The following is a 25,078-nucleotide window of genomic DNA, read 5'->3' on the forward strand; positions in this document are numbered from 1 at the left end:
GATCAGTCGCCACCATCTCCGTCCGCGCACATGATGAAGTCGATGTGCTCCAGGTCGGATGCGAAATCCTCCCCGAATTCCTCCATCGTCTCATCATCCGGAGCAAAGTGCCAGTTCACAGTGACCGTGCGTCCATCTGCCGCCGATTCTTCCAACATCTGGAAAATGTTCATCAAAGCTTTCGCACTCGATGAGTTGAAGTAGATCAGCGAGATGTCCACCGTGACGCTGGGCCCGTCTTCGGCCAGGAAGCTGCGCAGCGCATACAGGATCGGCCCGTAGAAGGCGGCGGCGTCCTCAGGGTAGGACTCGCCCGCCATCGAGAACCGGCCGGCGACCGGATCGAAACGCACCGCCGGCGACCGGTCGGTGGCGGCGATCTCGATGGCGAGGGGGGAGTCGGAAGCGGTCATATGAACACCTTGAGGCCATAGAAGGTGGTCTGAGCGTCGATTTCGAAGAAATCATACTCGATGGGGGCACTGGCACGACGGGCGATCTCGATCAGCCCGAGCGTCGCGCCCTTGCTGTCGACATCGGGGTCTTCCTTCAGCTTCTGGCGGTAGAGCGCCTTCAGTTCATCCGGCGACAGGGCCGCGATCTCGGCCAGCCGCTGGCGCAGGCGCGGCGCCCGCGCCGCGTCGATCACATTGGCGCAGATCACGAAGAACCGGCCGTCTTCCTTGCCCACCGTCACGATGCCCGAGCGTGCGGCATCGTCGTCGGGGCCATGGGCATCATCGGAATAGCGGATGATGTTCTGGACCTGCTCGACGAAGACCGAGAACACCCGGCGGGTCAGATTGCGGTCGGTGGCGTCCTGCTCCAGCTTGCGGCGCAGCGCTTCCCCCAATGAGAACAGAATGCCTTCGGACATGATGCCGCTATAGATCAGCATCAGCTTGTTGGCCTGTATCTGGGTGCGGAAATCGTAAAGGTCTCGGGCCAGCACCTCTCGGCTCCTCGGACATATGCCGCATCGCATGCGACGTCGGCGCGTTACGGTTCGTCGGGGGTTGGGGTCGGGGTCGGGGTCGGGGTTGGAGTTGGGGGGCCTGCGGTCGTGCTGCCATCGGCCAGAGGCCCGGACAGGCGCGGCCGGAAGGCCACCAGGGTCATATCGTCGCGCCGGGCCTCGGCCCCGCGCCAGTCGTCGAGGGCCGCCGTCAGCGCCCGCAGCCGGTCCGCCAGCGGCAGATCGGCATGCATCGCCAGCAGGGTCGCCATCCGGCGCCGGCCGAACAGCCGCCGCGACGGCCCGCCGACATGATCGGTCACGCCATCGGTCCACAGATGGAAGCTCTCCCCCGGCCGGACCTGATGAAGATGGACCGGAATGCGTCCCGGCGGCGGCAGGGTCCGGTAGCCCAGGCTGCGGCGCACCCCGGTGATCGACGAGACACCGTCGGGGCCGACCACGGTCAGCGACAGCCCGGCGCCGGCGAAGGCAACCGTCCCGGCCGCCTCGTCATAGATGCAGACCGCGGCATCGACCCCATCATCCGAGGCATCATGCCCGCCCGGATCCGGCCGGTCCTGGCGCAGCCGCGCCCGCAGCCGCCGGTCCAGCTCCCCCAAAATCAGATCGGGTGCCGGCATGCCCGCCACGTCCAGGATCGCCTTCAGCTCCGAGGCGACCACCAGGGTCATGAAGGCGCCCGGCACGCCGTGGCCGGTGCAATCCGCCAGCAGGATCAGGCATTTGCCGTCGCGGCGTTCCATCCAGCAATAATCGCCGCCCACCACATCCAGCGGCTCCCAGAGCAGGGCGATATCGGCCATTGCCGGCGACAGCACCGCGGGGTCGGGCAGGATGCCCTCCTGGATCCGGCGGGCATAGCGGATGCTCTCCATCACCTGGCGGTTTGCGGTTTCCAGCTCGACATTTTTCTCGACCAGCGCCGCCTGGGCATCCTGCAGCGCTTCCAGCAGGCGGCGGGCATCGTCGCCGGCACGCAGCCCCGCCACCATCCGGTTGAAGGCGGCGGCCGCCTGGCCCAGCTCGTCGTCGGCCGGCTCGTCCAGCGTGGTCCAGCTCTTGTGTTCCACCTGGCGCATCGCCCGCAGCATCCGCCCCAGCGGCTGCACGACCAGCCGGCGCATGGCGAACTGCACGGTGATCGACAGGGCGCCGGTCAGCAGCAGCACCGCGAAGGCCGCCGTCGCGACCTGAAGGATCGCAATCCGGTTCAGCTCCCCGGTGGCGAAGACCACCTCCAGCGTGCCGACCTTGATATGCCCCTGCGGCTCTATGATCGTGCGCGCGACGGTGATCGCGCCGCTGCCGGGCTCTGGCGGGGTGCCGGTTTCGAACAGCATCTCGTCATTGTCGTCCAGCACCCGGGCGTAGCGGAACCCCTGGTCGCTGACCAGTGCGTCGACCTGTGGCTCGAACACCGTGCGGTCCAGATACCAGAGCGGGGTGGCGATGGCGGCGGCGGTCAGATCGGTCAGCACGCCGGCGCGACGTTCCAGCGCCCGGCGCTGATCGGTCCAGGTGATCCAGGCGATGCTGCCCTGGATCAGCAGCACGATCAGCATCACCACCGGCAGGGTACGACGGAACAGCTTGGCGGCCAGCGAGCGCTTCGGCGCGCCCGCGGCCTGCGCCCGCCCCGTCGCCGCCCGGCCCATTGCCGCCCGGGACAGCGTTTCGCGTTTCTCCGTCATGCCCGCCTCCGGCGCATCGCCCGCCGTTCCCCCATCAGTCTTCCCCGAGCCTCACCGGGTCAAGCCCATAGGCGCGCCAGAGCGGCGCCAGTCGGCCATCACGATCGAGCCGGGCCAGAAGCCCATAGATCGCGGCCGCATCCGGGTCCCGCCCCGGCCGGGTCAGCACCCGCAGATCGTAAAGCTGATCGGCCTGATCCGACACCAGCAGCCGCGCCAGATCATTGGGCCGATCGGCAAGATAGCGGCTGAGGAAGGATTGCGTCACCACGCCTGCCTCTACCCGTCCCAGCAGCACCAGTTCGATGACTGCGGCATTGTCGTTCACCAGCACCAGATCGAAACGGCGGCGCATCTGGTCCGGGTCACCGGCGAAATCCGCGAAGGCGTAATGGTAGCCCAGCATCGCCGCGATCTTGGTGGCGCGGACACCGGCAAACCAGGATTTGTCGCGTCCGGCATAGAGCTGGGCGATGAACACCTCGCGATCGGTCGCGATCCTTTTGGAGACGTCGAGGGGGATGTCCCGCCGGCTCCAGCCCCAGCCGGCCATTTCGAAGAACATGACGTCGAAGCGGCTGCGAGCGAAATCGTCATAGCGTCTGAGCGGCGTGGTCGGCACCAGTTGGAAGCGCCATCTGTCCTGCGCCCGGTTCAGCAGGGCGATCAGGTCCACCGTCAGCCCGTGCGGCCCCGTCCCGCCCTCGCCGAACGAGACATAGGGCGCGAACTGATAGCCGCCGACCCTGACGATCTTCGGGTCGGCGCTCGCTGCCATCGCCGCCTGACCCAGGACACCGGCCACGGTGATCGCGGCTGCCGCCAGCATCATCATCAGCCGATGCAACGCAGTTGACCTCCCGCAATCCCATTCATAAAGGCAATCGGTGACATGACGGGATACGGCAAGAGTGGCCCGTTCACGACGGTGGAGATTATCAACAATGCACGCCAATGCCTACAGCATGCGGCGGTGCCGGCTGCCGTTTCACGGCTGGATTGCATCATGTCTCCGCAGCACGGAACGAGACGCTGGTTCGTGCTGCGTAAAGCAGTGGTGACCTGCTGCTCTTCATCCGTCTGTCACAATGCTTACGCGCAAAAAGAAGCCATGCACAACGTGCATGGCTGAACTGACGTCGTGCCTCTGGCACTTCGACCTCAGGCGTCCTATATGCACTGCAACATCGTCGAGGTTAGCCTCCGATGCCACGGAAGCCGGCGGCTCCCCCGCTTGTTTCCGCGTCCGGGTCTCCCCCCGGATGTCAGGTCTCCCTGACCTTTTTGCGTCTCCCAGACGTGAAGCCTCCCTGTCAGACTTCAGCCGGGCCTTCGGGCCCGGCTTTTTTTTTTTGCGGCCGGGCCTGCAAATACGAAAGCCCGGGCGGGGATGTCTGGCCGGCCCCGCCCGGGCCTGTCGGTTCAATCCGTCAGTCTTTGCTGACTGTCGGTTTTTGCTGAGCTTGTCGGTTGTTATGCATCGCGCGTCTCGTCGCGAGGCCCGGTTCGTCCCGGGCCGGCAGCTCTTGCGGCTGCTGCTTTGGTCATCCGGCGCCATCTTCGGACGTCCGGAAAAGATGGGCGTTTCCTCCTGCACCACATCGGACCGGCGCAGCATCTGCCGCAGCGGAAGTGCGAAAGACGGAAGCGGCCGACGGGCCTGCGCAACGGTTCCGCAAGGGGCCTCCCCTCCCCTCGGGACTGCAGCACCCGAAGGATGCTGCAGCGATGCGGGCGCTCACCATGCCCGGAGGGTCACTCCGGGGCCGGGCCTGGATCCGGGACGTGTCTCGCGCGCCCCGGCGTGTCGTGTGCGCTGCCAGGCCTGGCAGGATGATCGCAGATCCGCAGTCGCTTCGCTGCGCGGCCAACATCGGCCGTTCCGTCCATCAGACCGTCGGCGAACCTCCCCAGCTCCGCCTTCAGCCTGTCGCGACCGTCTTGTCGTCCGGTCCGACGATGTGCGCCAATATGACGCAGCCCGCCGTTCTGCGCAAGTCCGTTCTGCGTTTGCTGCATAGCGGAATGGCACGAAGCCCGGCGGACTGTCTTCTGTCGTTGAAACTTTGGCGCTGCGGGATAGCCCTGTCCGGCTTCAACGGAACAGGCGGTCGCCGTCGCGGATATCGGTATAGAGCCCGGCGACCTGATCGCCATAACCGTTCCACTTCAGCGTCGGGATCTCTTCGCCGGTGTCAATCACCTGCTCGCGCGCCTGGCTCCAGCGCGGATGCGACACCTCGGGGTTCACATTGGCCCAGAAACCGTATTCCTGGTCCTGCAGCTGCTCCCAGAAGCTGACCGGACGCTCGTCGGTGAAGGTGAAGCGCACGATCGACTTGATCGACTTGAAGCCGTATTTCCACGGCACCACCAGCCGGAGCGGCGCGCCGTGCTGGCGGGGCAGCGGCTTGCCGTAGATGCCGGTGGCGATGAAGGCCAGATCATTGGTCGCCTCGGCCATGGTCAGCCCTTCGACATAAGGCCAGGGCAGCCAGATCGAGCGTTGGCCATGGGCCATCTCGCGATCCTCGAAGGTCTCCATGCGCAGATATTTCGCCCCGGCCTTGGGCTGTGCCAGCTTCACCAGATCGGCCAGCGGAAAACCGCTCCAGGGCACGACCATCGACCAGGCCTCGACGCAGCGGAAGCGGTAGATCCGCTCTTCCAGCGCCATGCGGCGGATCAGGGCATCGGCATCCAGCGTCTGCGGCGCATCGACCATGCCGTCGATGGTTACCGCCCAGGGTTGGACCTTCAGCTTCTGGGCATCGGGCCAGATCCGCTTGTGGGTGCCGAATTCGTAGAAGTTATTGTAGGACGAGGCGGTCTTTTCCACCGTCACCGGCCGGCCCGGATCGGCATAGGCCGGGTTGGTCTTCACGGGGTAAAGATCGCCCCAGGGCGTGTCGGGGGTGGGGTCCCCCGGCTGATAGGCAAAGGCGCGGCCGGGCATCAGCAGGCCGCCGCCCAGACCGCCCGCGACCGCCCCCGCCATGCCCAGCCCCAGCCCTTTGAGTACTGCCCGGCGGTCGCGCCAGACGGCTTCGGGGGTGACGGCACGCTCGGGCAGCTCCCAGCTGCGGCGGCGGATGATGCGCATGGGTCCGGCTCCTGACCTGCGGAAAACACGGGCGACGTTCAGGGAGATACGCGCCTTCCCGGATAATGGATGCCGCGACCGCGCGCGCAAAGGCCTCACGGCCCCGCTCACGCAGGCGTGATCATCCTCGGCAAAAGCGAACCCCCCGGCCGCAGCGTGCGACCGGGGGGCGTCGTCAGAACCGGATCCTGCGGAAGCTGCCGGATCAGACCAGTTCGTTGCAGGCGCGCGCGATGCGGCCGCAGGCCTCTTCCAGCACCTCGTCGGCCGTGGCGTAGGAGATGCGGAAATAGGGGTCCAGGCCGAAGGCAGCGCCGTGCACGACGGCGATGCCGACATGTTCCAGCAGATAGGTCGCGAAGTCTTCCGACGAGCCGATCACCTGGCCCGACGGGGTCTTCTTGCCCAGCACGCCCTCGCAAGACGGATAGACGTAGAAGGCGCCTTCCGGCACCGGGCAGACCAGGCCCGGTGCCTGGTTCAGCAGGCGGACGACCAGGTCGCGGCGGACCTGGAAGCGGGCCGCGCGCTCGGCGATGAAGTCCTGCGGGCCGTTCAGCGCCTCGACGGCGGCGGCCTGGCTGACGGAGGACGGGTTCGAGGTCGACTGCGACTGGATCGCCGTCATCGCCTTGATAATGTTGGCCGGGCCGCCGGCATAGCCGATGCGCCAGCCGGTCATCGAATAGGCCTTGGAGACGCCGTTGACCGTCAGCGTGCGGTCATACAGCTCAGGGGCCACCTGGGCGATGGTCGCGAACTCGAAACCGTCGAACAGGATGTGCTCGTACATGTCGTCGGTCAGCACCAGCACATGCGGATGACGGACCAGCACATCGGCCAGGGCCCGCAGTTCGGCAGCGCTGTAGGCGGCGCCGCTCGGGTTGCTGGGCGAGTTCAGGATCAGCCACTTGGTGCGGGGGGTGATCGCCGCTTCCAGCTGTGCGGGCTGGATCTTGAAACCGGTTTCGCGGCCGGCCTCGACGAAGACCGGCACGCCCTCGGCCAGCAGCGCCATGTCGGGATACGAAACCCAGTACGGCGCCGGGATGATCACCTCGTCGCCCGGGTTCAGCGTCGCCATGAAGGCGTTGTACAGCACCTGCTTGCCGCCGGTGCCGACCACGATCTGGTTCGCCGCGTAATCCAGCCCGTTCTCGCGCTTGAACTTGTTGCGCACCGCCTCGACCAGCGCACGGGTGCCCTGCACCGGCGTGTACTTGGTCTGACCGTCGCGGATCGCCTTGATCGCGGCGTCCTTGATGTTGTCGGGCGTGTCGAAATCGGGTTCGCCCGCGCCCAGGCCGATGATGTCGCGCCCGGCTTCCTTGAGCTGGGCGGCCTTGGCGGTGACGGCGAGCGTCGGCGACGGCTTGATTCGGGACAGGCGGTCGGCGATCACGGACATTGGATCGGCTCTTCGGCTGGGGACTGGAGGGATGAGCGACATGCCGACCGGTCGCGAGACGACGCTCGGGCGCGCAGCAGAGGTCGTGCGGCAACGTACTCCCGCCCCCCGGGGCTTTCAACGGAAAAGCCCTCATGCAAAAGGGGGGCTGACCTGCTGACATCTCCTGTCAGGAGGCGGCACCGTCCGCTGCACTCAATCGCTGAAAATCCTGCCGAAGATCCTATATATGGCAGTGGTCCCGCTGCCCGTGCGACGACCCCGCGTCCTGACCGTCTGGAGACCCGATCGCCCATGCCCGTCCTGATGCCCGGCCGCACCTTCGACGACCGCGAGGTCCCGGATCCGATGCCGACCCGTCCGACGGGCCGGGCAGATTTCAATCTGGTCAGCGCTTTCGAGCCGGCCGGCGACCAGCCGACCGCGATCGCGGAACTGCTCGACGGCATCCGCGGCCAGGAACGCGATCAGGTGCTGCTGGGCGTCACCGGCTCGGGCAAGACCTTCACCATGGCCCAGGTGATCGCCGCCGAGGGCCGCCCGGCCCTGATCCTTGCGCCGAACAAGACGCTGGCCGCGCAGCTTTATGGCGAGATGAAGCAGTTCTTCCCCGAGAACGCGGTGGAATATTTCGTCTCGTATTACGACTACTATCAGCCCGAAGCCTATGTGCCGCGCTCCGATACCTATATCGAGAAGGAAGCCTCGATCAACGAGCAGATCGACCGGATGCGCCATTCGGCCACCCGCGCCCTGCTGGAGCGGCGCGATGTGGTGATCGTGGCCTCCGTGTCGTGCATCTACGGTATCGGCGCGGTCGAAACCTATGCCCGGATGACGCTGGATATCAGGAAGGGCGAGACGATCGACCGGACGGTCCTGCTGAAGAAGCTGGTCGAGCTGCAATATCGCCGCAACGATGCCGGCTTTCAGCGTGGTGCCTTCCGGGTGCGCGGCGATGTGGTCGAGATCTTCCCCGCCCATCTGGAAGACCGCGCCTGGCGGCTGAGCCTGTTCGGCGACGAGGTCGAGGCGATCGTCGAATTCGACCCGCTGACCGGCGAGAAGACCGGCAGTTTCCCCAAGGTGCGTATCTATCCCAACAGCCATTATGTGACGCCCAAGCCGACGCTGGCCCAGGCAGTCAAGCACATCAAGGAAGAGCTGAAGGCGAGGCTCGCCCAGTTCGAGGCCGAGGGCAAGCTGCTGGAGGCCCAGCGGCTGGAACAGCGTACCACCTTCGACATGGAGATGATCGAGGCGACCGGTTCCTGCGCCGGCATCGAGAACTATTCCCGCTATCTGTCTGGCCGGGCCCCCGGCGAGCCGCCGCCGACCCTGTTCGAATACCTGCCGGAGGATGCCATCCTCTTCGTCGACGAGAGCCATGTGACCGTGCCGCAGGTGGGCGGCATGTTCCGTGGCGACTTTCAGCGCAAATCGGTGCTGTCGGATTACGGCTTCCGCCTGCCCTCCTGCGCCGACAACCGGCCGCTGAAATTCGAGGAATGGGACGCGATGCGGCCGCAATCGGTGTTCGTGTCGGCGACCCCCGGCCCCTGGGAGCTGGAGCGCACCGGCGGCACCTTCGTCGAACAGGTCATCCGTCCCACCGGGCTGATCGATCCGCCGGTGATCGTGCGGCCCTGCACCCGCCAGGTGGACGATCTTCTGGCCGAGGCGCGCGATACCATCGCGAAGGGCTACCGGGTGCTGGTCACCACGCTGACCAAGCGCATGGCCGAGGATCTGACCGAATACATGCACGAGGCCGGACTGAAGGTCCGCTATCTGCATTCCGACGTCGAGACGCTGGAGCGGATCGAGATCATCCGCGATCTGCGCAAGGGCGTGTTCGACATCCTGATCGGCATCAACCTGCTGCGCGAGGGGCTGGACATCCCGGAATGCGCGCTGGTCGCCATTCTGGATGCCGACAAGGAAGGCTTCCTGCGCTCCAAGACCTCTCTGGTCCAGACCATCGGCCGCGCGGCACGCAATGTCGACGGCCGGGTGCTCTGCTATGCCGACCACATGACCGAAAGCCTGTCCTACGCCATTGCCGAGACCGACCGCCGCCGCGCCAAGCAGATGGCCTATAACCAGGAACACGGCATCACGCCCGAAAGCGTGCGCAAGACCATCGGCGATGCGCTGGGCAGCGTCTACGAGGCGGACTATCTGGAAGTCGAGGTCGAAGAGGCCGATCAGGGCCATCTGGTCGGCCACAACCTCCGCGCCTACAAGGAGGACCTGGAGAAGCGGATGCGCGCCGCCGCTGCCGATCTGGAGTTCGAGGAGGCGGCCCGGCTGCGCGACGAGCTGAAGCGCCTGGATGCTGCCGAACTGGGCCTGGCCGAGGGGGCCGGCCCGGCGCTCGCCCCGCCCAAAGGGCGCGGCGGCCGGCTGGACTCGCGGGCGGCCCGGGTCGCGGGCGGCGCCAAGACCGGCGGCCGGCGCGGCGCGCTCAAATCCGGCAAGCCCACCGGGCGCAAGCGCGGTTGATCGCGGCCCGATCGCCATGGCGTGAGTTTTACCACAGTCCCTGGCCCGAAAATCGATCCGCCCCCTGGAACCGCGCGTAGGAGAAGCGGCAGCCCCGTCGTATCATCGCCGTTGCGCAGCGCCGGGCATCGGGTCCGGGCGGCGCGACGGGACCGTATTCGGGGCATGACGGCGCCGGACGGACACGCCGAAGGGCGGCCACGGATGCCGAGTGGGGGAAGCAGGACGTGCGGATCATCGGGCAGATCATCCTGATCGCGGGGCTTGCCGCGGCCGGCGCCGGCGCGTGGTACGGCTGGGACCGCCTGGCCGGCGGCGAGGCCGGCAAGGCCTCGGCGACGGTGACGCCGGCGACCGTGCGGCCGGTGACGGTCGAACTCGCCGCCGTGACGCCCCATCAGCTCGCCCGCGTGGTGGAAGCGGTCGGCACCGCCCGCGCCATGGATGCGGTGACGGTCGCCACCAAGATTTCCGGCCGGATCGCAGAGCTGAACTTCACCCCAGGCACCACGGTTGAAGCCGGCCGCGTGCTGGCCGCGCTCGATGATGCCGCGGCGCGCGCCAATGTCGCCCAGCTGGAAGCGGCGGTCCACGAGGCCCAGACCCAGCTGGAGCGCACCCGTCAGCTGCGCCAGCGCAACGCCGTCTCCGCCGCGGAATTCGACACCCGCACCACCTCGCTGGCGGGCGCCCGCGCCCAGCTCGCGGCCGCAAGGGCCGAGCTTGCCGATCACAAGGTGGTGGCTCCCTTCTCGGGCCGGGTGGGTCTGCGTCAGGTCAGCATCGGTGCAGTGGTCGGCCCCGATACCGCGATCACCACGCTGGACGACATCGACCCGATCAAGCTCTCTTTCGCGGTGCCCGAAACCGCTCTCGCCCAGCTCAGTGCCGGCCAGACCGTGGCCGCCCGCAGCGCCGCCTATCCCGACGAAGCCTTCACCGGCCGGGTTCAGTTCATCGACACCCGGATCGATGTGGCGACCCGTGCCGTCACGGTGGAAGCCGCGGTCGACAACCCCGACGGGCGGCTGAAGCCGGGCATGTTCATGGCCGTCACCCTCACCCTCGACCCCGGCCCCGACGTGCCGACCATCCCCGAGGCCGCGATGATCCGCGAAGGCCGGCTCGCCTATGTCTATGTCGCCGGCACCGATGGCGTCGCCCGGCGGCGGATCATCGAGCCCGGCCGCCGTCAGGACGGGCTGATCGAGGTGCTGAAGGGGCTGGAGCCGGGCGAACCGGTGGTGGTGGCCGGCCATCAGCGCCTGCGCGACGGCGCACCGATCACCGTTGCAACGGGAACCGGCGCCCCGCCGGCCACCGCCGGCTGATGCCCTCCCCGCTGTCGATCCGGGTGCCGTCATGATCCTGTCGGATGTTTCCATCAAGCGCCCGGTCTTCGCGACCGTGCTGTCGCTGCTGCTGGTGGTGCTGGGCCTCTCGGCCGCCATCCGTCTGGCGGTACGCGAATACCCGGATGTCGACACGCCGGAAGTGTCGATCTCCACCGCCTATCGCGGCGCACCGGCCTCTCTGGTCGAAACCCAGATCACAGAAATCGTCGAGGGCGCGGTCAGCGGCATCGAGGGCATCCGCAGCATGCGCTCGGTCAGCCGCGACGGCCGGTCCTATGTCTCGATCGAATTCAATGTCGACCGCGACCTGGAAGCCGCGACCAACGACGTGCGCGACAAGGTCGCCCAGGTGATGGACGACCTGCCCGAGACCGCCGATCAGCCGATCATCTCCAAGGCCGATGCCGATGCCCGGGCGATGCTGTGGGTGACGCTGACCTCGGATGCGCGGGATTCGCTGGCGCTCACCGATTATGCCGACCGCTATATCGTCGACCGGCTGTCGGTGGTGCCGGGCGTCGCCTCGGTCTATATCGGCGGCGAGCGGCGCTATGCGATGCGGATCTGGATCGACCGGCAGGCGCTGGCGGCGCGCGGGCTGACCGTCACCGACATCACCGCCGCACTCAATCGCGAGAATCTGGAACTCCCCGCCGGCAGCATCGAGACCACCAATCGCGAGGTCACGATCCGCACCGACACCCGCTTCGCCGGCGAGGATGATTTCCGCCGCCTGATCCTGGCCGGCGGCACCGACGGCAGCCCGATCCGGCTGGGCGATGTCGCCCGGGTGGAGGTCGGCGCCGAAGACTACAAGAACGAGATCCGCTCCAACGGCATGTCGGGCATCGGCATCGGCGTGATCCGCCAGTCGAAGGCCAATACGCTCGACGTCGCCAATGGCGTGCGTGCCGAGATCGAGCAGATCCGCACCAGCCTGCCCCCGGACATCCGGGTCGCCTATTCCTATGACGAGAGCCTGTTCATCTCGGAAGCGATCTACGAGGTGATGCATGCGCTGGTGATCGCGCTGCTGCTGGTGGTCGGCATCATCTTCATCTTCCTGCGCTCGATCGCGGCCACCCTGGTGCCCGCGGTGGCGATCCCGGTTTCGGTGATCGCGTCGCTCACCGTGCTGGGGGCGCTCGGCTTCTCGATCAACGTGCTGACCCTGCTGGCGCTGGTGCTGGCGATCGGGCTGGTGGTCGACGACGCGATCGTGGTGCTGGAGAACATCCATCGCCGCATCGAGGAAGGCGAGCCGCCGCTTCTCGCCTCGCTGCGCGGCTCACGCCAGATCGCTTTCGCGGTGATCGCGACGACCCTGGTGCTGATTGCGGTCTTCGTGCCGATCTCGTTCATGGAGGGGCGCACCGGCCGGCTGTTCGGCGAGTTCGGCATCGCCATGGCGTCTTCCGTCGCCTTCTCGATGCTGGTCGCGCTGACCCTGACGCCCATGATGTGCAGCAAGCTGCTGAGCGCACCGGGCAAGGCCAATGCCGCCGAGCGGCTGAGCCAGCGCTTCTTCGACGGCATGAACCGGGTCTATGACCGCATCCTGGGCTGGGCGATGGCGGCGAAGCTGGTGGTGATCGCGCTCGCGATCGGCATCTCGGTCGTCGCCGGCATCCTCTACGACGTCATCCCGCGCGAATTCGCGCCCACCGAAGACCGTGGCAGCTTCATCGTGGTTGTCCAGGCGCCTAAGGGGGCGAGCTACGACTACACCAGCCGCAATGTCGAAAAGGTGGAAGAGATCCTGCGGCCGCTGGTCGATCGCGGTGTCGCCTCGATCGTCTTCACCATCGTCTCCCCCGGCTCCAACCGCCCCTCGCCGGTGGACCGCGCCTTCGTGATCGTGCGCCTGGCGCCCTGGTCGGATCGCGATGTCCGTCAGACCGATCTGGTGCGCGAGGTGCTGCCCAAACTCTCGGCGGTGCCGGGCGTGCGGGCGGTGCCGGTCAACCCGCCGGGGCTGGGCCAGCGCGGCTTCTCGGACCCGCTGGAAGTGGTGGTCGCCGGGCTCGACCGCGAGGACGTGAAGGCATGGGCCGACATCATGCTGCGCCGGCTTCAGGACAATCCGCAGCTCACCAACGTCAATACCGACTATGAAGAGACCAAGCCCCAGCTCGACGTCTCGGTCGACCGCGAGCGCGCGGCCGCCCTCGGCATCACGGCCGAAGAGATCGGCGGCACGCTGGAGGTGATGTTCGGCAGCCGGACCGTCACCCGCTTCGAGGATCGCGGCGAGCAGTACGACGTGGTGCTCCAGGCCGCCGATGCCGATCGCGCCGCGGCCCGCGACCTTTCCAACGTCTTCGTGCGCGCCGGCACCGACGGCTCGCTGGTGCCGCTGTCCAATCTGGTGCGCATGGAAGAGGTGGCGGTGCCGCCGGAGCTGCGCCGCGTCGACCGCCTGCCCGCCATCACCATCGAGGCCGGTCTCGCCGACGGCTACGGTCTCGGCAATGCGATCGAAGAGGTCCGCCGGATCGCGGCCGAGGAACTGCCGACGGCTGCCCGCGTCACTTTCGACGGCCAGTCGCGCGAATATGTCGATGCCGGCGCCGGCGTGATGATCGTCTTTGCGCTCGCCATCCTGATCGTGTTCCTGGTGCTGGCGGCCCAGTTCGAAAGCTGGATCCACCCGGTGATCATCCTGCTGGCGGTGCCGGTGGGGCTTACGGGGGGCCTGGCCGGCGTCTGGCTCTCGGGCGGTACCTTCAACATCTACAGCCAGATCGGCATGGTGATGCTGGTCGGGCTGATGGCCAAGAACGGCATCCTGATCGTCGAATTCGCCAACCAGCTCCGCGACGAAGAGGGCCTGTCGCCGGCCGCCGCCGCCCGGAAATCGGCCGTGCTGCGCCTGCGCCCGATCCTGATGACGACCATCGCGACCGTGCTGGGCGCGGTGCCGCTGGCCATGGGCCATGGCGCCGGCGTGGAAAGCCGCAGTGCGCTGGCGGTGGTGGTGATCGGCGGCATGTCGCTCGCCACCATGATGACCCTGTTCCTGGTGCCGGTGCTCTATGCGATGCTGGCGGGCTTCACCCGCCCGGCGGGCTCGATCGCAAAGCGCCTGACCGAGCTTGACCGCAACCACCCCTCGGCCCATGTCGGTCCCGAGAGCCATGGCGGTGCAGATGGCACCGCCGCCCGCGAAACCGGGCCAGGCCGCCCGTTGCCCGGCCCCGGGGAATGACCCCGGGGGCGGCATCATCGGGGGCCGGGCGTCGTTTCGGTCCCCGACACCAAACACGGACCCCGACATGACCACCAGCCCGACATCACGTCCCGCAGACGGGGCCCGTCCCCTGCCCGCCCTGCCGCGCGCTGCCCTCGTGACCGGCGCCGGAAAGCGCATCGGCCGGCGCATCGCGCTCGACCTCGCCGCCGACGGCTATGCGGTCGCGGTGCACTACAACGGCTCGGCCGAGGCGGCCGAGGCGGTGTCGGCCGAGATCCGGAGCGGCGGCGGCCGGGCGGTGGCGCTGAAGGCCGATCTGGCGGTCGAAGACGAGGTCGCGACACTGATGCCGCGGGCGGTCGACGCACTGGGGCCGATCGGGGTGCTGGTCAACAATGCCTCGACCTTCGAATACGACGCCGTCACCACGGCCACCCGCGAAAGCTGGGATTTCCATATGGAGGTCAACCTGCGGGCGCCGTTCGTGCTGTCGCAGGGCTTCGTGCAACAGCTGCCGGCCACGGCCGGTGGCGCGATCGTCAACCTGATCGACCAGCGGGTCTGGAATCTGACGCCCCATTTCATGACCTACACGGTCAGCAAGGCCGGGCTCTGGACGCTGACCCGCACCCTGGCGATGGCGCTGGCCCCGCGGATCCGGGTGAATGCGATCGGCCCCGGCCCGACGCTGGCCAGCATTCACCAGGACGATGCCGGCTTCCGCGAGCAGTGCGAGAAGATGCCGCTCCGGCGCGGCACCTCGCCCGAGGAGATTTCCGAGGCGGTGCGCTTCCTGATCGGCGCCCAGGCGATGACCGGGCAGATGCTGGCGCTGGATGGCGGCCAGCATCTGGGCTGGGCCCAGCCGCCCCATGCACATGATGCGGCACTGGACTGAAGCTCGACGCGACGCGCCGGGCGGTGTAGGACTCCTGCCGCCCGGGCCGGTCTTCCGGTACCGCCTGCGATCTGATGCCGCCCCCATCCGGGAGAGCCCCTTGACCGATCCGATCCAATTGCGTGCCGTCCCCCAGCCGGACCACCGGCCGTCGCGACGCCGCCTGTTCATCCGCGATCTGGTGATCGCCTGCGATATCGGCGTCCATGCGCATGAACATGGGCAGCCGCAGCGGGTGGCGTTCAACATCGACCTCACGCTGCGCGATGACGGCCCGCCGCCGGCGGATGATCTGTCCTGCGTGCTGTCCTATGAGGATCTGGTGGTCGGCATCCGGGCGCTTGCCGGCAGCGGACACGTCAATCTGGTCGAGACCCTCGCCGAACGCGTGGCTGCCCTGTGTTTTTCGGACGATCGCGTGCTGGTGGCACGCATCCGGATCGAGAAGCTCGACGTGTTCCACGATGCCGCCGGCGTCGGTGTGGAAATCGAGCGTATGCGCGCCTGAGCGCTGCCGGAACGAGCTTGCGCAAGCGGATGTTTCCTCATGCCGAATCGTTCGGCGTGACTGCGATCGTATGCCATCGCGTCCCCTGAACGAGGCGGGAACGCCATGCAGCCGGCGCAACACCAGCTTTTTTTTGCACAGGGGCCCCACAATAAAGCGCTTGACAGCGAATCGGCGGGCTAAGCCCTTGATGGTACGTGGCCAGCAGCCCATTTTGACAAAAAAGACGGAAAATCAAAGACTTAACATTTGCCTGTTTTTTGGGCAAAGCGATGGAAAACCAAGCGGACGGCCCCGTCGCACCGGCCCTCAACACGATATACACATGGTTATCCACAGTTTCCGTGGATATGTTGACGATCAGATGACGCTTGTGAGACGGACATGACCGAGCGGCCCGAAGATATCCACCGCCCCGCTGCCGCAGAGGCGGCCGAATCCGCTCCTGCCGCGACCCCATCGGCGGAGAGCGGGGCCGAGGACATCGTCTGGGAAGGCGATGCGGCCGCACTCGACACGCCTGCCCTCACCCGCCTTCTGACCCGCCGCGCCGCAGCACCCGAAGATGCGGCAATGCCCGCCGCCGACGGCGACGCCGAAGACGATGCGGAGGATGGCGACGACGCCGAAGATGCGGAGGACGACGGCGCTGCCGAGACCGCGTCCGGGGATGCCCCGACGGAGGATGCGCCCTCGGAGGATGCGCCATCGGAGGATGCGTCACCGGGCCGGCCCCAGCGCAGCCGCCGGCCGCGCCACGAACAGGGTGATCCGGGCTGGGTGCGTCTGGAGGCGGGCGATGCGGAGGATGACGGCGCCGACGGCGACGACGCTGCCGAGGACGAGCCGGACGACACACCGGCCACACAGGCAGACGTCCCGGAACCGACGGCCGCGGCCCCTGAGGCCACCGACGGGCCGGCGCCGACCGCCCGCCCCCTCTCCCGCCACCCGCAGCTGCGGACCGGCCGTGGGGCCATCCTGGCGGCGCTGAAGACCATGCCCGACAGCCCCGGGGTCTATCGGATGCTCGACGGCCATGGCGACGTGCTCTATGTCGGCAAGGCCAAGCATCTGAAGCGGCGGGTGGCGAGCTATACCCGGATCAACCAGCTGCAGCCGCGCCTGATGCGGATGGTGGCCGAGACCCGGACCATGGAGATCGTCACCACCGCCTCGGAGGCCGAGGCGCTGCTGCTGGAAGCCAATCTGATCAAGCGCCTGCGCCCGCGCTTCAACGTGCTGCTGCGCGACGACAAGAGCTTCCCCTACATTCTGATCACCGGCGATCACGACTTCCCGCAGATCCTGAAGCATCGCGGCGCCCGCAACCGCAAGGGCGAGTATTTCGGCCCCTTCGCCAGCGCCGGCGCGGTCAACGAAACCCTGGCGGTGCTCGAAAAGGCATTCCTGCTGCGCAACTGCTCGGATTCCGTGTTCGAAAGCCGCAGCCGGCCCTGCCTGCAATACCAGATCAAGCGCTGCAGCGCGCCGTGCTGCGCCTATGTCGACCGCGAGAGCTATGGCCGGCTGGTGGCCGAGGCCCGCGACTTCCTGCGCGGGCGTTCGGCCGGCGTCCGCCAGGCGATGCAGGACCGCATGGCCGAGGCGGCGAACGATCTGGATTTCGAAACCGCCGCGGTCTATCGCGACCGGATCAAGGCGCTTGCCCGCGTCACCGCCACCCAGGGGATCAATTTCCAGGGGCTGGAGGATGTCGACGTGGTGGCGATCGCCGAAGAGGGCGGCCAGAGCTGCATTCAGGTGTTCTTCTTCCGCGGCGGCCAGAACTATGGCAACCGCGCCTATTTCCCGGCCAACGAGGCCGGCAGCACGGCGGCCGAGGTACTCTCGGCCTTCCTCGGCCAGTTCTATGCCGACAAGCTGCCGCCACGAGAGGTGGTGCTGGACCGCGAACCCGACGAGGCCGATCTGGTCGCCCAGGCCCTGTCGGTACGGGCCGGCCACAAGGTGCGGCTGACCGTGCCCCGGCGCGGCGACAAGCTCCAGGCGGTCACCCATGCCGCCACCAATGCCCGCGAGGCGCTGGGCCGCAAACTGGCCGAAACCTCCAGCCAGAAGCGGCTGCTGGAAGGCACGCGCACCGTCTTCGGCCTGGAGCGGGCGCCGCAGCGGATCGAGGTTTACGACAACGCCCATATCTCGGGCACACATGCCGTCTGCGGCATGATCGTGGCGGGCCCCGAGGGCTTCGACCGCCGGTCTTATCGCAGTTTCACCATCCGCGACATCGACCCGGCCAAGGCCGGCGGCGACGATTATGCGATGATGCGCGAGGTGATGCGCCGCCGCTTCGGCCGGCTGGCCCGCGAGTTGGACGAGGCCGGCGGCGAGACCGACCGCGTCGCCGGCTGGCCCGATCTGGTGCTGCTCGACGGCGGCGAGGGCCAGTTGCAGACCGGCACCGAAGAGCTGGAGGCGGCGGGGCTGACCGGCCGGATCATGGTCGCGGCCATCGCCAAGGGTCCCGACCGCGATGCCGGGCGCGAACGCTTTTTCCTGCCCGGCCGCGCGCCCTTCCGCCTGCCCGAACGCGACCCGGTGCTGTATTTTCTGCAGCGTCTGCGCGACGAGGCGCACCGTTTCGCCGGCGGCCAGCATCGCGCGAAGCGCAGCCGCGCCATCGGCACCTCGGCGCTGGACGAGATCCCGGGGATCGGGCCGAAGCGCAAGAAGGCGCTGCTGCACCACTTCGGCTCGGCCAAGGCGGTGGAGGCGGCGAGCCTGACCGACATCGCCCGGGTCGAGGGCATCTCCACCGCCGTCGCCCGCCAGATCTACGGCTTCTTCCATCCCGAAGGCTGATCGCGCCCGCCGAAGGCTGACGGCGACGCCCGCCTTCCTGTAGACTGACCCGCGGCCCCAATCGCGACGGATCCCATGCGCCAGAGCCTGCCCAACATTCTCACCCTGTCGCGGATCGTGGTGATCCCGTTCTTCATCGCCGGCTTCGCGCTCGATGCGCCGGCGGGCGCCTGGGTCACCTTCGGCCTGTTCGCCGCCGCCTCCGTCACCGACTGGTTCGACGGCTGGCTGGCGCGGCGCTGGGGTGTGGTCTCGGCGGTGGGCCGGTTCCTGGATCCGATCGCCGACAAGCTGCTGGTCACCGCCGCCCTGCTGATGCTGGTTGCCGACGGCCGCGCCCATCCCCTGCCCGCGCTGATCATCCTCTGCCGCGAGATCCTGATTTCCGGGCTGCGGGAGCATCTGGCCGGCGACCGGATCGCGGTGCCGGTCTCCAAACTCGCCAAGTGGAAGACCACGGTGCAGATGATCGCCATCGCCATCCTGCTGCTGCTGCCGGCGCTGGGTGGCTGGGCCTGGTGGGCGGGCGAGACCCTGCTCTGGCTTGCGGCCGCGCTGACGGTGGTGACCGGCTGGAGCTATATGCAGGGCGGCATGCGCCATCTTCTTGCCGCCGACCGACGCTGATGGAGACGCCCCCCATGCCCCTGCAGATCCTCTATTTCGCCTGGATGCGCGCCCGGATCGGCCGCGGTGAGGACGAGATCGCCTGGACGCCGGCGCTGTCGACCGTGGGCGCCCTGCTCGACCACCTGGCGGGGGTAAGCCCCGCCCATGCCCAGGCGCTGGCCGACAGGTCGGCGGTGCGGGTGGCGGTGAATCAGGATTATGCCGGCCCCGATGCCGCGGTCCGGGACGGCGACGAGATCGCGATCTTCCCGCCGGTGACCGGCGGGTCGGGGGCGGAGGCCAGCGCCTGCGCGATCGACATCCGGGTCCAGACGGCGGATTTCGATGTCGGCGCCGAATATGCCGCCGCGGCGACCGGCCCTGCGACCGGCGGGGTCGCGCTGTTCGTGGGCCAGGTGCGCGGCCGGGACGGCACCGACGAGGTGGCGGCCATGACCCTGGAGCACTATCCCGGGATGACCGAACGCGAGATCGACCGCATCGCGCGGGAGGCCGCGGAACGCTGGCCGCTTCAGGCCATCCGCATCATCCACCGCGTCGGCCGGCTGATGCCGGGGGATCGGATCGTGCTGGTGATTGCGGCTTCCGCCCATCGGGCGGCGGCCTTCGATGCCTGCGCCTTCCTGATCGACTGGTTGAAGACCCGGGCGCCGTTCTGGAAACTGGAAGAAACACCCGACGGGGAACGATGGGTGGCTGCGAAGTCGAGCGACGACGCCGCCGCCCTCAGATGGGAGACGCCTTCGGACGGAAAACGGGGAGCTGCGTAGGGAACCGGCGGGGGCCGCGTGAAAGCTACAGGAACGGGGCAGGACGACGCCCGGTTCTTCCAACGGTTCGAACCGCCGCTCTCAACGCCCCCCTCACCGGAAGACGGTGACCCCAGGAGATCCGATCCCATGACCCGCAACAGCTTCCGCAAGACTGCCTTCGCCGCCGGCGTCGCCACCCTTCTGGCACTGCCTGGCCTGGCCATTGCGGCCCCGGGCGACGGCCCCGATGGCCAGGGCATGACCCTGGAACAGATGCAGGCACGCACCGCCGAACGCTTCCAGAAGCTCGACACCAACCAGGACGGCCGCGTCAGCCGCGACGAGATGAAGGCCGGGCGCGCGATGATGCACGACGGCAAGGCCGGCGACGGCATGCCCGGCTGGAGCCACAAGGGCCCGCGCGGCGACCATATGGCACGCATGGCCGACACCAATGGCGACGGCATCATCTCACGCGATGAATTCATGGCCGGCGCCGACAAGATGTTCTCGCGGCTGGACGCCGATGGCGACGGCCAGATCACCAGGGCCGAACGCGACGGCGCCCGCGAGCGGATGCGCGAGTACATGCGCAACAACGGCCCGGCCGCCGACAAGCCGGCCGATGCGCCGAAGACCGGCGGGTGATCATGGTCGCATCCTCGTCGGATACCGGGGCCGCCGGGCGGCCGCATGACGAGGACGACCTCCTGCTGGCCCGCGTGGCCGCAGGCGATGCCGCCGCTTTCGGGCGGCTGGTGGACCGCCATGGCGAGCGTGCGCTCGCCGTGGCGACCCGCATGCTCGGCAGCCGTGCCGACGCCGAAGACGCCGTTCAGGATGTCTTTACCCGCCTCTGGGCGGGGGCGGCGGCACGGTGGCGGCCGGGCGGCGCGCGCTTCGGCACCTGGCTCTGGCGGGCGGTGGCCAATCGCTGCCTGGACCAGCTGCGCCGGCCGCGCATGGGTGAACTCACCGACGCGATCGACCCGCCCGACCCGTCTCCCGGCGCGCTGGAGCGCCTGGAACGGGACCGGGTGCTCCGCCAGGTGACCGATGCGATCCAGACCCTGCCCGAACGGCAGCGCATGGCGATCGCGCTGGTCTATGACGCCGGTTTGAACGGCGCCGAGGCCGCCGAGGCGATGGGGGTCAGCGCCGGTGCGATGGAACAGCTTCTGGTCAGGGCCCGGCGCAGTCTGCGCACCGGGCTCCGGCCACTGATGGACGAAGAAGACAAGGGAGGCGCGTGATGGATATCGACAGCTTCCGGGCGTTGCTGGACGCCCATGGCGGCGATCCGGCGCGCTGGCCCGAAACCGCCCGCGACGATGCGCTGGTGCTGCTGGCGACAGAACCCGCCGCCCGCGCGGTGCTGGACGAGGCCCGCCGTCTGGACAGCCTGATCCGCGCCGCCGCACCCGGCAGCGCGGGGGGCGGTGCCGGACGGAATGCGGCGGCCCGCGATACCACCTTTCTCGACCGGCTGAAGGCGATTCCGGCCGCCCGGCCCCAGATCACCGTGATCGAAGGCGGTCGTGGTGCGCCGGCCGCCGCCCAGCCGCTGTCGGCGAAGAATGCGACGCCTGTCGGGACGACGCACCCGGCTGCACCGCGCACGCGCCAGGGCAGCGGGCACAGCCCCGCCTTCGTCGCCCGGCTGGGGGGTGCCGTCGCCGCGGCCGCCCTGGTGATGGGGCTGCTGATCGGCGGCAATGGCTGGGTCTCGACCCCGGCGCTGGCGCTGGACGGCGCCGAGATCGATCTTGCCGCCGTGCTCTATGGCGAACAGGGCAGCCTGGAGGAAGCGCCATGACGATGACCGGACGCCGGGCCCGCTGGGTGGTGGGCGGGCTGATCGCCAGCCTGGCGCTGAACCTGTTCGTGGCCGGCATCTTCCTGTCGGGCGTGCTGATGCGGCCCGGCGGACACGACCGCGGCATCCACCGCCTGCTCCACGACATGCCCGAGCCGCAGCGCGATGCGGTGAAGACGGCCTTCGAAGCCCGCAGGCCCGAGCTTCGGCAGCGGCTGATGGCGCTCAAGGATGCGCGCGGCGAGTTGAAGGCCGTGATCCGTGCCACCCCGATGGCGAGCCCCGAGGCCCTGGAAGAGGCCCTTGCCCGCGTCGCCGCCCGTGATCGCGAGATGCAGGATCTCACCTCCGACCTGGTGGTCGAAGGCTGGCGCCGTGCCGCGGCCGGGCCGCGCTGATCCCCATCCGGTCCCCCTACAACGCAATACGCCCGCTCCGGTTCCCCGGGGCGGGCGCTGGTCTTAAGCCCTGCGTTCGGGTGGAACGCCGTCAGCCTGCCGTGAGCAGATCCCTGTGGATGGTCGCGAAATCCTGGATCGACACCGGGCGGATCGGCAGACGGGCCAGGGCGGCTTCGTGGTCGACATGGGTGGTCATCATGTCCGGGCTCTCGAAGATCCCGCGGTAATAGCCGATGATCGCTTCCTCATTGCCGTCGAACGAGATCGCCCGGGCGAACTCCTCGGGCGGCATCGGCCGGAAGGTGATCTGCCGGCCCAGCGCACGGCCGAAGCGTTCGGCGATCTCGGACCCCGACAGCTTCTCGGGGCCGGCGATCTCGATCACCAGCGTCTCCGGATCCGGATCGGCGAAGGCCGCGACGGCATAGGACGCTGCGTCCAGATGGCTGATCCACTGGCACCGCACCGCCTCGGGCATCGGATAGGCCAGCACATCGGCCGTCGCCACCTCTTGTGCGATTGCCGGGATCAGGAAATTCTCCATATAGACCGTCGGCTGCAGGGCGACGAAAGAGATACCGCTCGCCTCCAGCGCGGCCAGGATGCCGCGCCGCATGTCGATCGACGGGTTGCCGGTGTCGAAGGGCAGGATCGGCCCGGTGGCGTTCCAGACGATCCGGCGGACGCCCTGATCCATGGCCGCAGCGATCACCGTCTCCGCCTGGGCTGCCCGGCCAGCGAAGAACGAGATCAGCAGAAACACCCCATCCTGGCCCACCATGGCGGCCTTGACGGCAGCGGCATCCTCAAGATCGCCCGCGGCCAGGCGCACGCCGATGTCGGCCAGACCGGCGGCGCGGGCCGGATCGCGCACCAGCGCCGTGACTTCGTAGCCGGCGGCAGCCAGCTTCTGGGCAACCGGGCGCCCCTGGGGGCCGGTTGCCCCGATGACCAGAATTTTCTTCATGGGCCGTCTCCATTGAATTGATATAGTGAAAATCGTCGAGTACGTCGTAAATCACAAGTAGACTTGTTTTCAGAACATAGTCATATTTTTATGACCATGGAGACGAACATGACATCAAAGACGGACGAATCTTGTCTTCCTGGTGAAAACTGCCCGGTCACCCGGGCCGTCCGCGCCCTGGATGGCAAGTGGAAATTGCACATCGTCTTCCATCTTCTGGATGGCACGAAGCGGTTCAGCGAATTGCGGCGGGCCATCCCCGGCGTCACTCAGCAGATGCTGACCAGCCAGCTTCGCGAGCTGGAGGCCAGTGGCATCGTCGACCGCCGGGTCTATGCCCAGGTACCGCCCAAGGTGGAATATTCCCTCACACCACTCGGCGCCGGGCTGCGGGCGGTCACTGATGCATTGGGCAGCTGGGGCCGGAATCTGCCGGAGGATCGCAGGCCCACCGATTGACGGGGGCCCCAAAAGCGACACCGCCCGCCCCGGGGCTCCGGGACGGGCGGTGTCGATCGTCAGGCACACAACCACCGGCTTCATAACCGGCGGGTGGTCACTCCGCGGCGGCGGCAGCCCGGGCGGCACGGCCCTCGACGCGCACCAGGTCGGAATAGGCGTGCAGCAGGGTCGAGCAGGCCTCGGCCGGCTTGAAGCTGTAATCGCCGATCTGCCGGACCGGGGTCACCTCGGCGGCCGAACCGGTCAGGAAGCACTCGTCGAACCCGGCCATCTCTTCCGGGCGGATATGGCGCTCGACGATGGTATAGCCCGCCTCGCGTGCCAGACCCATCACCGTGCGGCGGGTGATGCCGTCCAGGAAGCAGTCCGGGGTCGGGGTGTGCAGTTCCTTGCCGCGGCCGAAGAAGATGTTCGCACCGGTCGCCTCGGCGACATAGCCGCGATAATCCAGCATCAGCGCATCGTCGAAGCCGCGACCATCCGCCTCGCGGCGGCTCATGGTGCAGATCATGTAAAGGCCGGCGGCCTTGCTCTCGGTCGGTGCGGTATCGGGCGCCGGACGCTTCCAGCGCGAGATCTCCAGCCGGATGCCCTTCAGCTTCTCTTCGGGCGAGAAGTAGGACGGCCATTCCCAGCAGGCGATGGCCATGTGGACCTTCGAGCCGCGGGTATAGACGCCCATCTGCTCGCTGCCCAGCCAGGCCACCGGGCGGACATAGGCGTCGGAGAGGCCGTTGGCCGCCAGAAGTTCCGCAGTTGCGGCATTCACTTCGGCCGGCGTATACGGCAGCTCGAAGCCGAGCAGTTGTGCCGAACGGGCAAGCCGCTCAGAATGCTCGTTGAGCTTGAAAACCACACCGTCATACGCCCTCTGGCCTTCGAACACGCAGCTCGCATAGTGAAGGCCGTGGTTGAGCACGTGGATGCGTGCCTCGCGCCACGGGGTGAGCTTGCCGTCGAACCAGACCCAGCCGTCGCGGTCGTCGAAGGGGATGAGTGCCATTGTCGCGCGCCTTGGCTAATTTGCGAACAAAAACTGGATGGGATGAGTAACATTCCGTTCCAACTATGTCAACATGGCTGCCGTAATGTCCAATCCGAACGCAAATCCGAATCCGCTCTTCCTCCGCGAGGAGGAGCTGAACCAGGGCATCGAACTGCTGTTCTACGGCTATCGCGACTTCACCGCCGAGCCGGACCGCATCCTGGAAAAGCACGGCCTGGGCCGCGCGCATCACCGGGCGATCTATTTCGTGGGTCGCAATCCCGGGACGACTATTACAGAATTGTTGCGCATCCTGCGCATCACAAAACAGTCCCTGAGCCGGGTTCTGAAGCAGTTGATCGATCAGGGGCTGATCGATCAGCAATCGGGGCTCCGTGATCGTCGACAGAGACTTCTGTATCTGACCGAGACCGGCAAGGCTCTGGAACGCGAACTCTCGGGAAATCAGCGCAAGCGCATGGCCCGCGCCTATCGTGAGGCTGGGGCCGAAGCGGTCGAAGGGTTTCGCAAAGTGATGCTGGGCGTGATGGACGATCCCGAACGCGACGGGTTCAACCGGCCATGAGCGATCAGGACAG

At 67.8% G+C, this 25,078-nt stretch carries 23 protein-coding genes; 15 read left to right on the forward strand and 8 right to left on the reverse strand.

Annotation, left to right across the window (positions count from 1 at the left end; genetic code table 11):
• Positions 1-2: 2 nt before the first annotated feature.
• Genes TMO_RS24395 through TMO_RS24410 form a run of 4 tightly spaced genes read right to left on the reverse strand, consistent with a single transcriptional unit; the run spans position 3 to position 3,517 of the window.
• On the reverse strand, positions 3-413 hold the full coding sequence (locus TMO_RS24395; RefSeq protein ID WP_014747718.1) for a DUF1987 domain-containing protein: 411 nt from the start codon (positions 411-413) through the stop codon (positions 3-5).
• Positions 410-952: a SiaB family protein kinase gene (locus tag TMO_RS24400; RefSeq protein WP_014747719.1), complete on the reverse strand. Its 543-nt coding sequence runs from the start codon at positions 950-952 to the stop codon at positions 410-412. Before TMO_RS24400 ends, TMO_RS24395 begins: the two co-directional genes overlap by 4 nt.
• 47 nt (positions 953-999) lie before the next feature.
• Positions 1,000-2,670 (reverse strand): PP2C family protein-serine/threonine phosphatase, encoded by a 1,671-nt coding sequence (locus TMO_RS24405; RefSeq protein ID WP_014747720.1) that lies wholly within the window; start codon positions 2,668-2,670, stop codon positions 1,000-1,002.
• Between the two features lie 34 nt (positions 2,671-2,704).
• Positions 2,705-3,517, reverse strand: a complete 813-nt coding sequence (locus tag TMO_RS24410; protein ID WP_014747721.1) for a substrate-binding periplasmic protein — start codon at positions 3,515-3,517, stop codon at positions 2,705-2,707.
• A gap of 45 nt (positions 3,518-3,562) precedes the next feature.
• On the opposite strand from TMO_RS24410, the gene TMO_RS31395 reads away from it, so the two are divergent.
• The gene (locus TMO_RS31395) at positions 3,563-3,802 is read left to right on the forward strand and encodes a hypothetical protein (RefSeq protein WP_145978412.1); all 240 of its coding nucleotides are present in this window, start codon (positions 3,563-3,565) and stop codon (positions 3,800-3,802) included.
• A 963-nt stretch (positions 3,803-4,765) separates the two neighbouring features.
• On the opposite strand, the gene msrP is transcribed toward TMO_RS31395, so the two are convergent.
• Positions 4,766-5,773 (reverse strand): protein-methionine-sulfoxide reductase catalytic subunit MsrP, encoded by a 1,008-nt coding sequence (gene msrP / locus TMO_RS24415; RefSeq protein WP_014747722.1) that lies wholly within the window; start codon positions 5,771-5,773, stop codon positions 4,766-4,768.
• A gap of 205 nt (positions 5,774-5,978) precedes the next feature.
• Positions 5,979-7,181 (reverse strand): pyridoxal phosphate-dependent aminotransferase, encoded by a 1,203-nt coding sequence (locus tag TMO_RS24420; protein WP_014747723.1) that lies wholly within the window; start codon positions 7,179-7,181, stop codon positions 5,979-5,981.
• Positions 7,182-7,475: 294 nt separating this feature from the next.
• Between TMO_RS24420 and uvrB the strand changes: the two genes are divergently transcribed.
• The 12 genes from uvrB (at position 7,476) to TMO_RS24480 (ending at position 22,062) form a co-directional block, all read left to right on the forward strand.
• Positions 7,476-9,686 carry an excinuclease ABC subunit UvrB gene (uvrB, locus tag TMO_RS24425; RefSeq protein WP_014747724.1) on the forward strand — a complete coding sequence of 737 codons (2,211 nt, stop codon included), beginning with the start codon at positions 7,476-7,478 and terminating at the stop codon, positions 9,684-9,686.
• Between the two features lie 227 nt (positions 9,687-9,913).
• Complete coding sequence (locus TMO_RS24430; protein ID WP_014747725.1) at positions 9,914-11,017, forward strand: efflux RND transporter periplasmic adaptor subunit; 1,104 nt, start codon at positions 9,914-9,916, stop codon at positions 11,015-11,017.
• A gap of 31 nt (positions 11,018-11,048) precedes the next feature.
• A complete protein-coding gene (locus tag TMO_RS24435) occupies positions 11,049-14,249 on the forward strand; it encodes an efflux RND transporter permease subunit (protein WP_014747726.1) in 3,201 nt (1,066 codons plus the stop codon).
• Positions 14,250-14,316: 67 nt separating this feature from the next.
• The gene (locus TMO_RS24440) at positions 14,317-15,132 is read left to right on the forward strand and encodes an SDR family oxidoreductase (protein ID WP_051045642.1); all 816 of its coding nucleotides are present in this window, start codon (positions 14,317-14,319) and stop codon (positions 15,130-15,132) included.
• A gap of 100 nt (positions 15,133-15,232) precedes the next feature.
• The gene (locus tag TMO_RS24445) at positions 15,233-15,640 is read left to right on the forward strand and encodes a dihydroneopterin aldolase (protein WP_014747728.1); all 408 of its coding nucleotides are present in this window, start codon (positions 15,233-15,235) and stop codon (positions 15,638-15,640) included.
• Between the two features lie 573 nt (positions 15,641-16,213).
• Positions 16,214-18,466, forward strand: a complete 2,253-nt coding sequence (gene uvrC, locus TMO_RS24450; RefSeq protein WP_145978499.1) for an excinuclease ABC subunit UvrC — start codon at positions 16,214-16,216, stop codon at positions 18,464-18,466.
• 75 nt (positions 18,467-18,541) lie between these two features.
• A complete protein-coding gene (gene pgsA, locus TMO_RS24455; protein WP_014747730.1) occupies positions 18,542-19,093 on the forward strand; it encodes a CDP-diacylglycerol--glycerol-3-phosphate 3-phosphatidyltransferase in 552 nt (183 codons plus the stop codon).
• Positions 19,094-19,107: 14 nt separating this feature from the next.
• Positions 19,108-19,866: a molybdopterin synthase catalytic subunit MoaE gene (gene moaE / locus TMO_RS30900; protein ID WP_014747731.1), complete on the forward strand. Its 759-nt coding sequence runs from the start codon at positions 19,108-19,110 to the stop codon at positions 19,864-19,866.
• 129 nt (positions 19,867-19,995) lie between these two features.
• Positions 19,996-20,496, forward strand: coding sequence for an EF-hand domain-containing protein (locus TMO_RS29960; RefSeq protein WP_014747732.1), 501 nt, complete (start codon positions 19,996-19,998; stop codon positions 20,494-20,496).
• 2 nt (positions 20,497-20,498) lie between these two features.
• Positions 20,499-21,101, forward strand: a complete 603-nt coding sequence (locus tag TMO_RS24470; RefSeq protein ID WP_051045644.1) for a sigma-70 family RNA polymerase sigma factor — start codon at positions 20,499-20,501, stop codon at positions 21,099-21,101.
• The gene (locus TMO_RS24475; protein WP_014747734.1) at positions 21,101-21,664 is read left to right on the forward strand and encodes a hypothetical protein; all 564 of its coding nucleotides are present in this window, start codon (positions 21,101-21,103) and stop codon (positions 21,662-21,664) included. Before TMO_RS24470 ends, TMO_RS24475 begins: the two co-directional genes overlap by 1 nt.
• Entirely contained in the window at positions 21,661-22,062 is a 402-nt protein-coding gene (locus TMO_RS24480; protein WP_014747735.1) for a periplasmic heavy metal sensor, read from the forward strand. Before TMO_RS24475 ends, TMO_RS24480 begins: the two co-directional genes overlap by 4 nt.
• Before the next feature lie 91 nt (positions 22,063-22,153).
• Here the strand turns inward: TMO_RS24480 and TMO_RS24485 are convergent, their stop codons facing one another.
• Complete coding sequence (locus tag TMO_RS24485; RefSeq protein ID WP_014747736.1) at positions 22,154-23,032, reverse strand: SDR family oxidoreductase; 879 nt, start codon at positions 23,030-23,032, stop codon at positions 22,154-22,156.
• A gap of 90 nt (positions 23,033-23,122) precedes the next feature.
• Here TMO_RS24485 and TMO_RS24490 point away from each other — a divergent pair, with 90 nt between their 5' ends.
• Positions 23,123-23,491 (forward strand): winged helix-turn-helix transcriptional regulator, encoded by a 369-nt coding sequence (locus tag TMO_RS24490; protein ID WP_372026926.1) that lies wholly within the window; start codon positions 23,123-23,125, stop codon positions 23,489-23,491.
• Between the two features lie 97 nt (positions 23,492-23,588).
• Here TMO_RS24490 and TMO_RS24495 read toward each other — a convergent pair whose 3' ends face one another.
• Positions 23,589-24,497, reverse strand: coding sequence for a branched-chain amino acid aminotransferase (locus TMO_RS24495; RefSeq protein ID WP_014747738.1), 909 nt, complete (start codon positions 24,495-24,497; stop codon positions 23,589-23,591).
• An 85-nt stretch (positions 24,498-24,582) separates the two neighbouring features.
• On the opposite strand from TMO_RS24495, the gene TMO_RS24500 reads away from it, so the two are divergent.
• Positions 24,583-25,065, forward strand: a complete 483-nt coding sequence (locus TMO_RS24500) for a MarR family winged helix-turn-helix transcriptional regulator (protein ID WP_014747739.1) — start codon at positions 24,583-24,585, stop codon at positions 25,063-25,065.
• The last annotated feature ends 13 nt before the right edge of the window (positions 25,066-25,078 follow it).

Source organism: Tistrella mobilis KA081020-065, from assembly GCF_000264455.2.
Lineage (GTDB): Bacteria > Pseudomonadota > Alphaproteobacteria > Tistrellales > Tistrellaceae > Tistrella > Tistrella mobilis.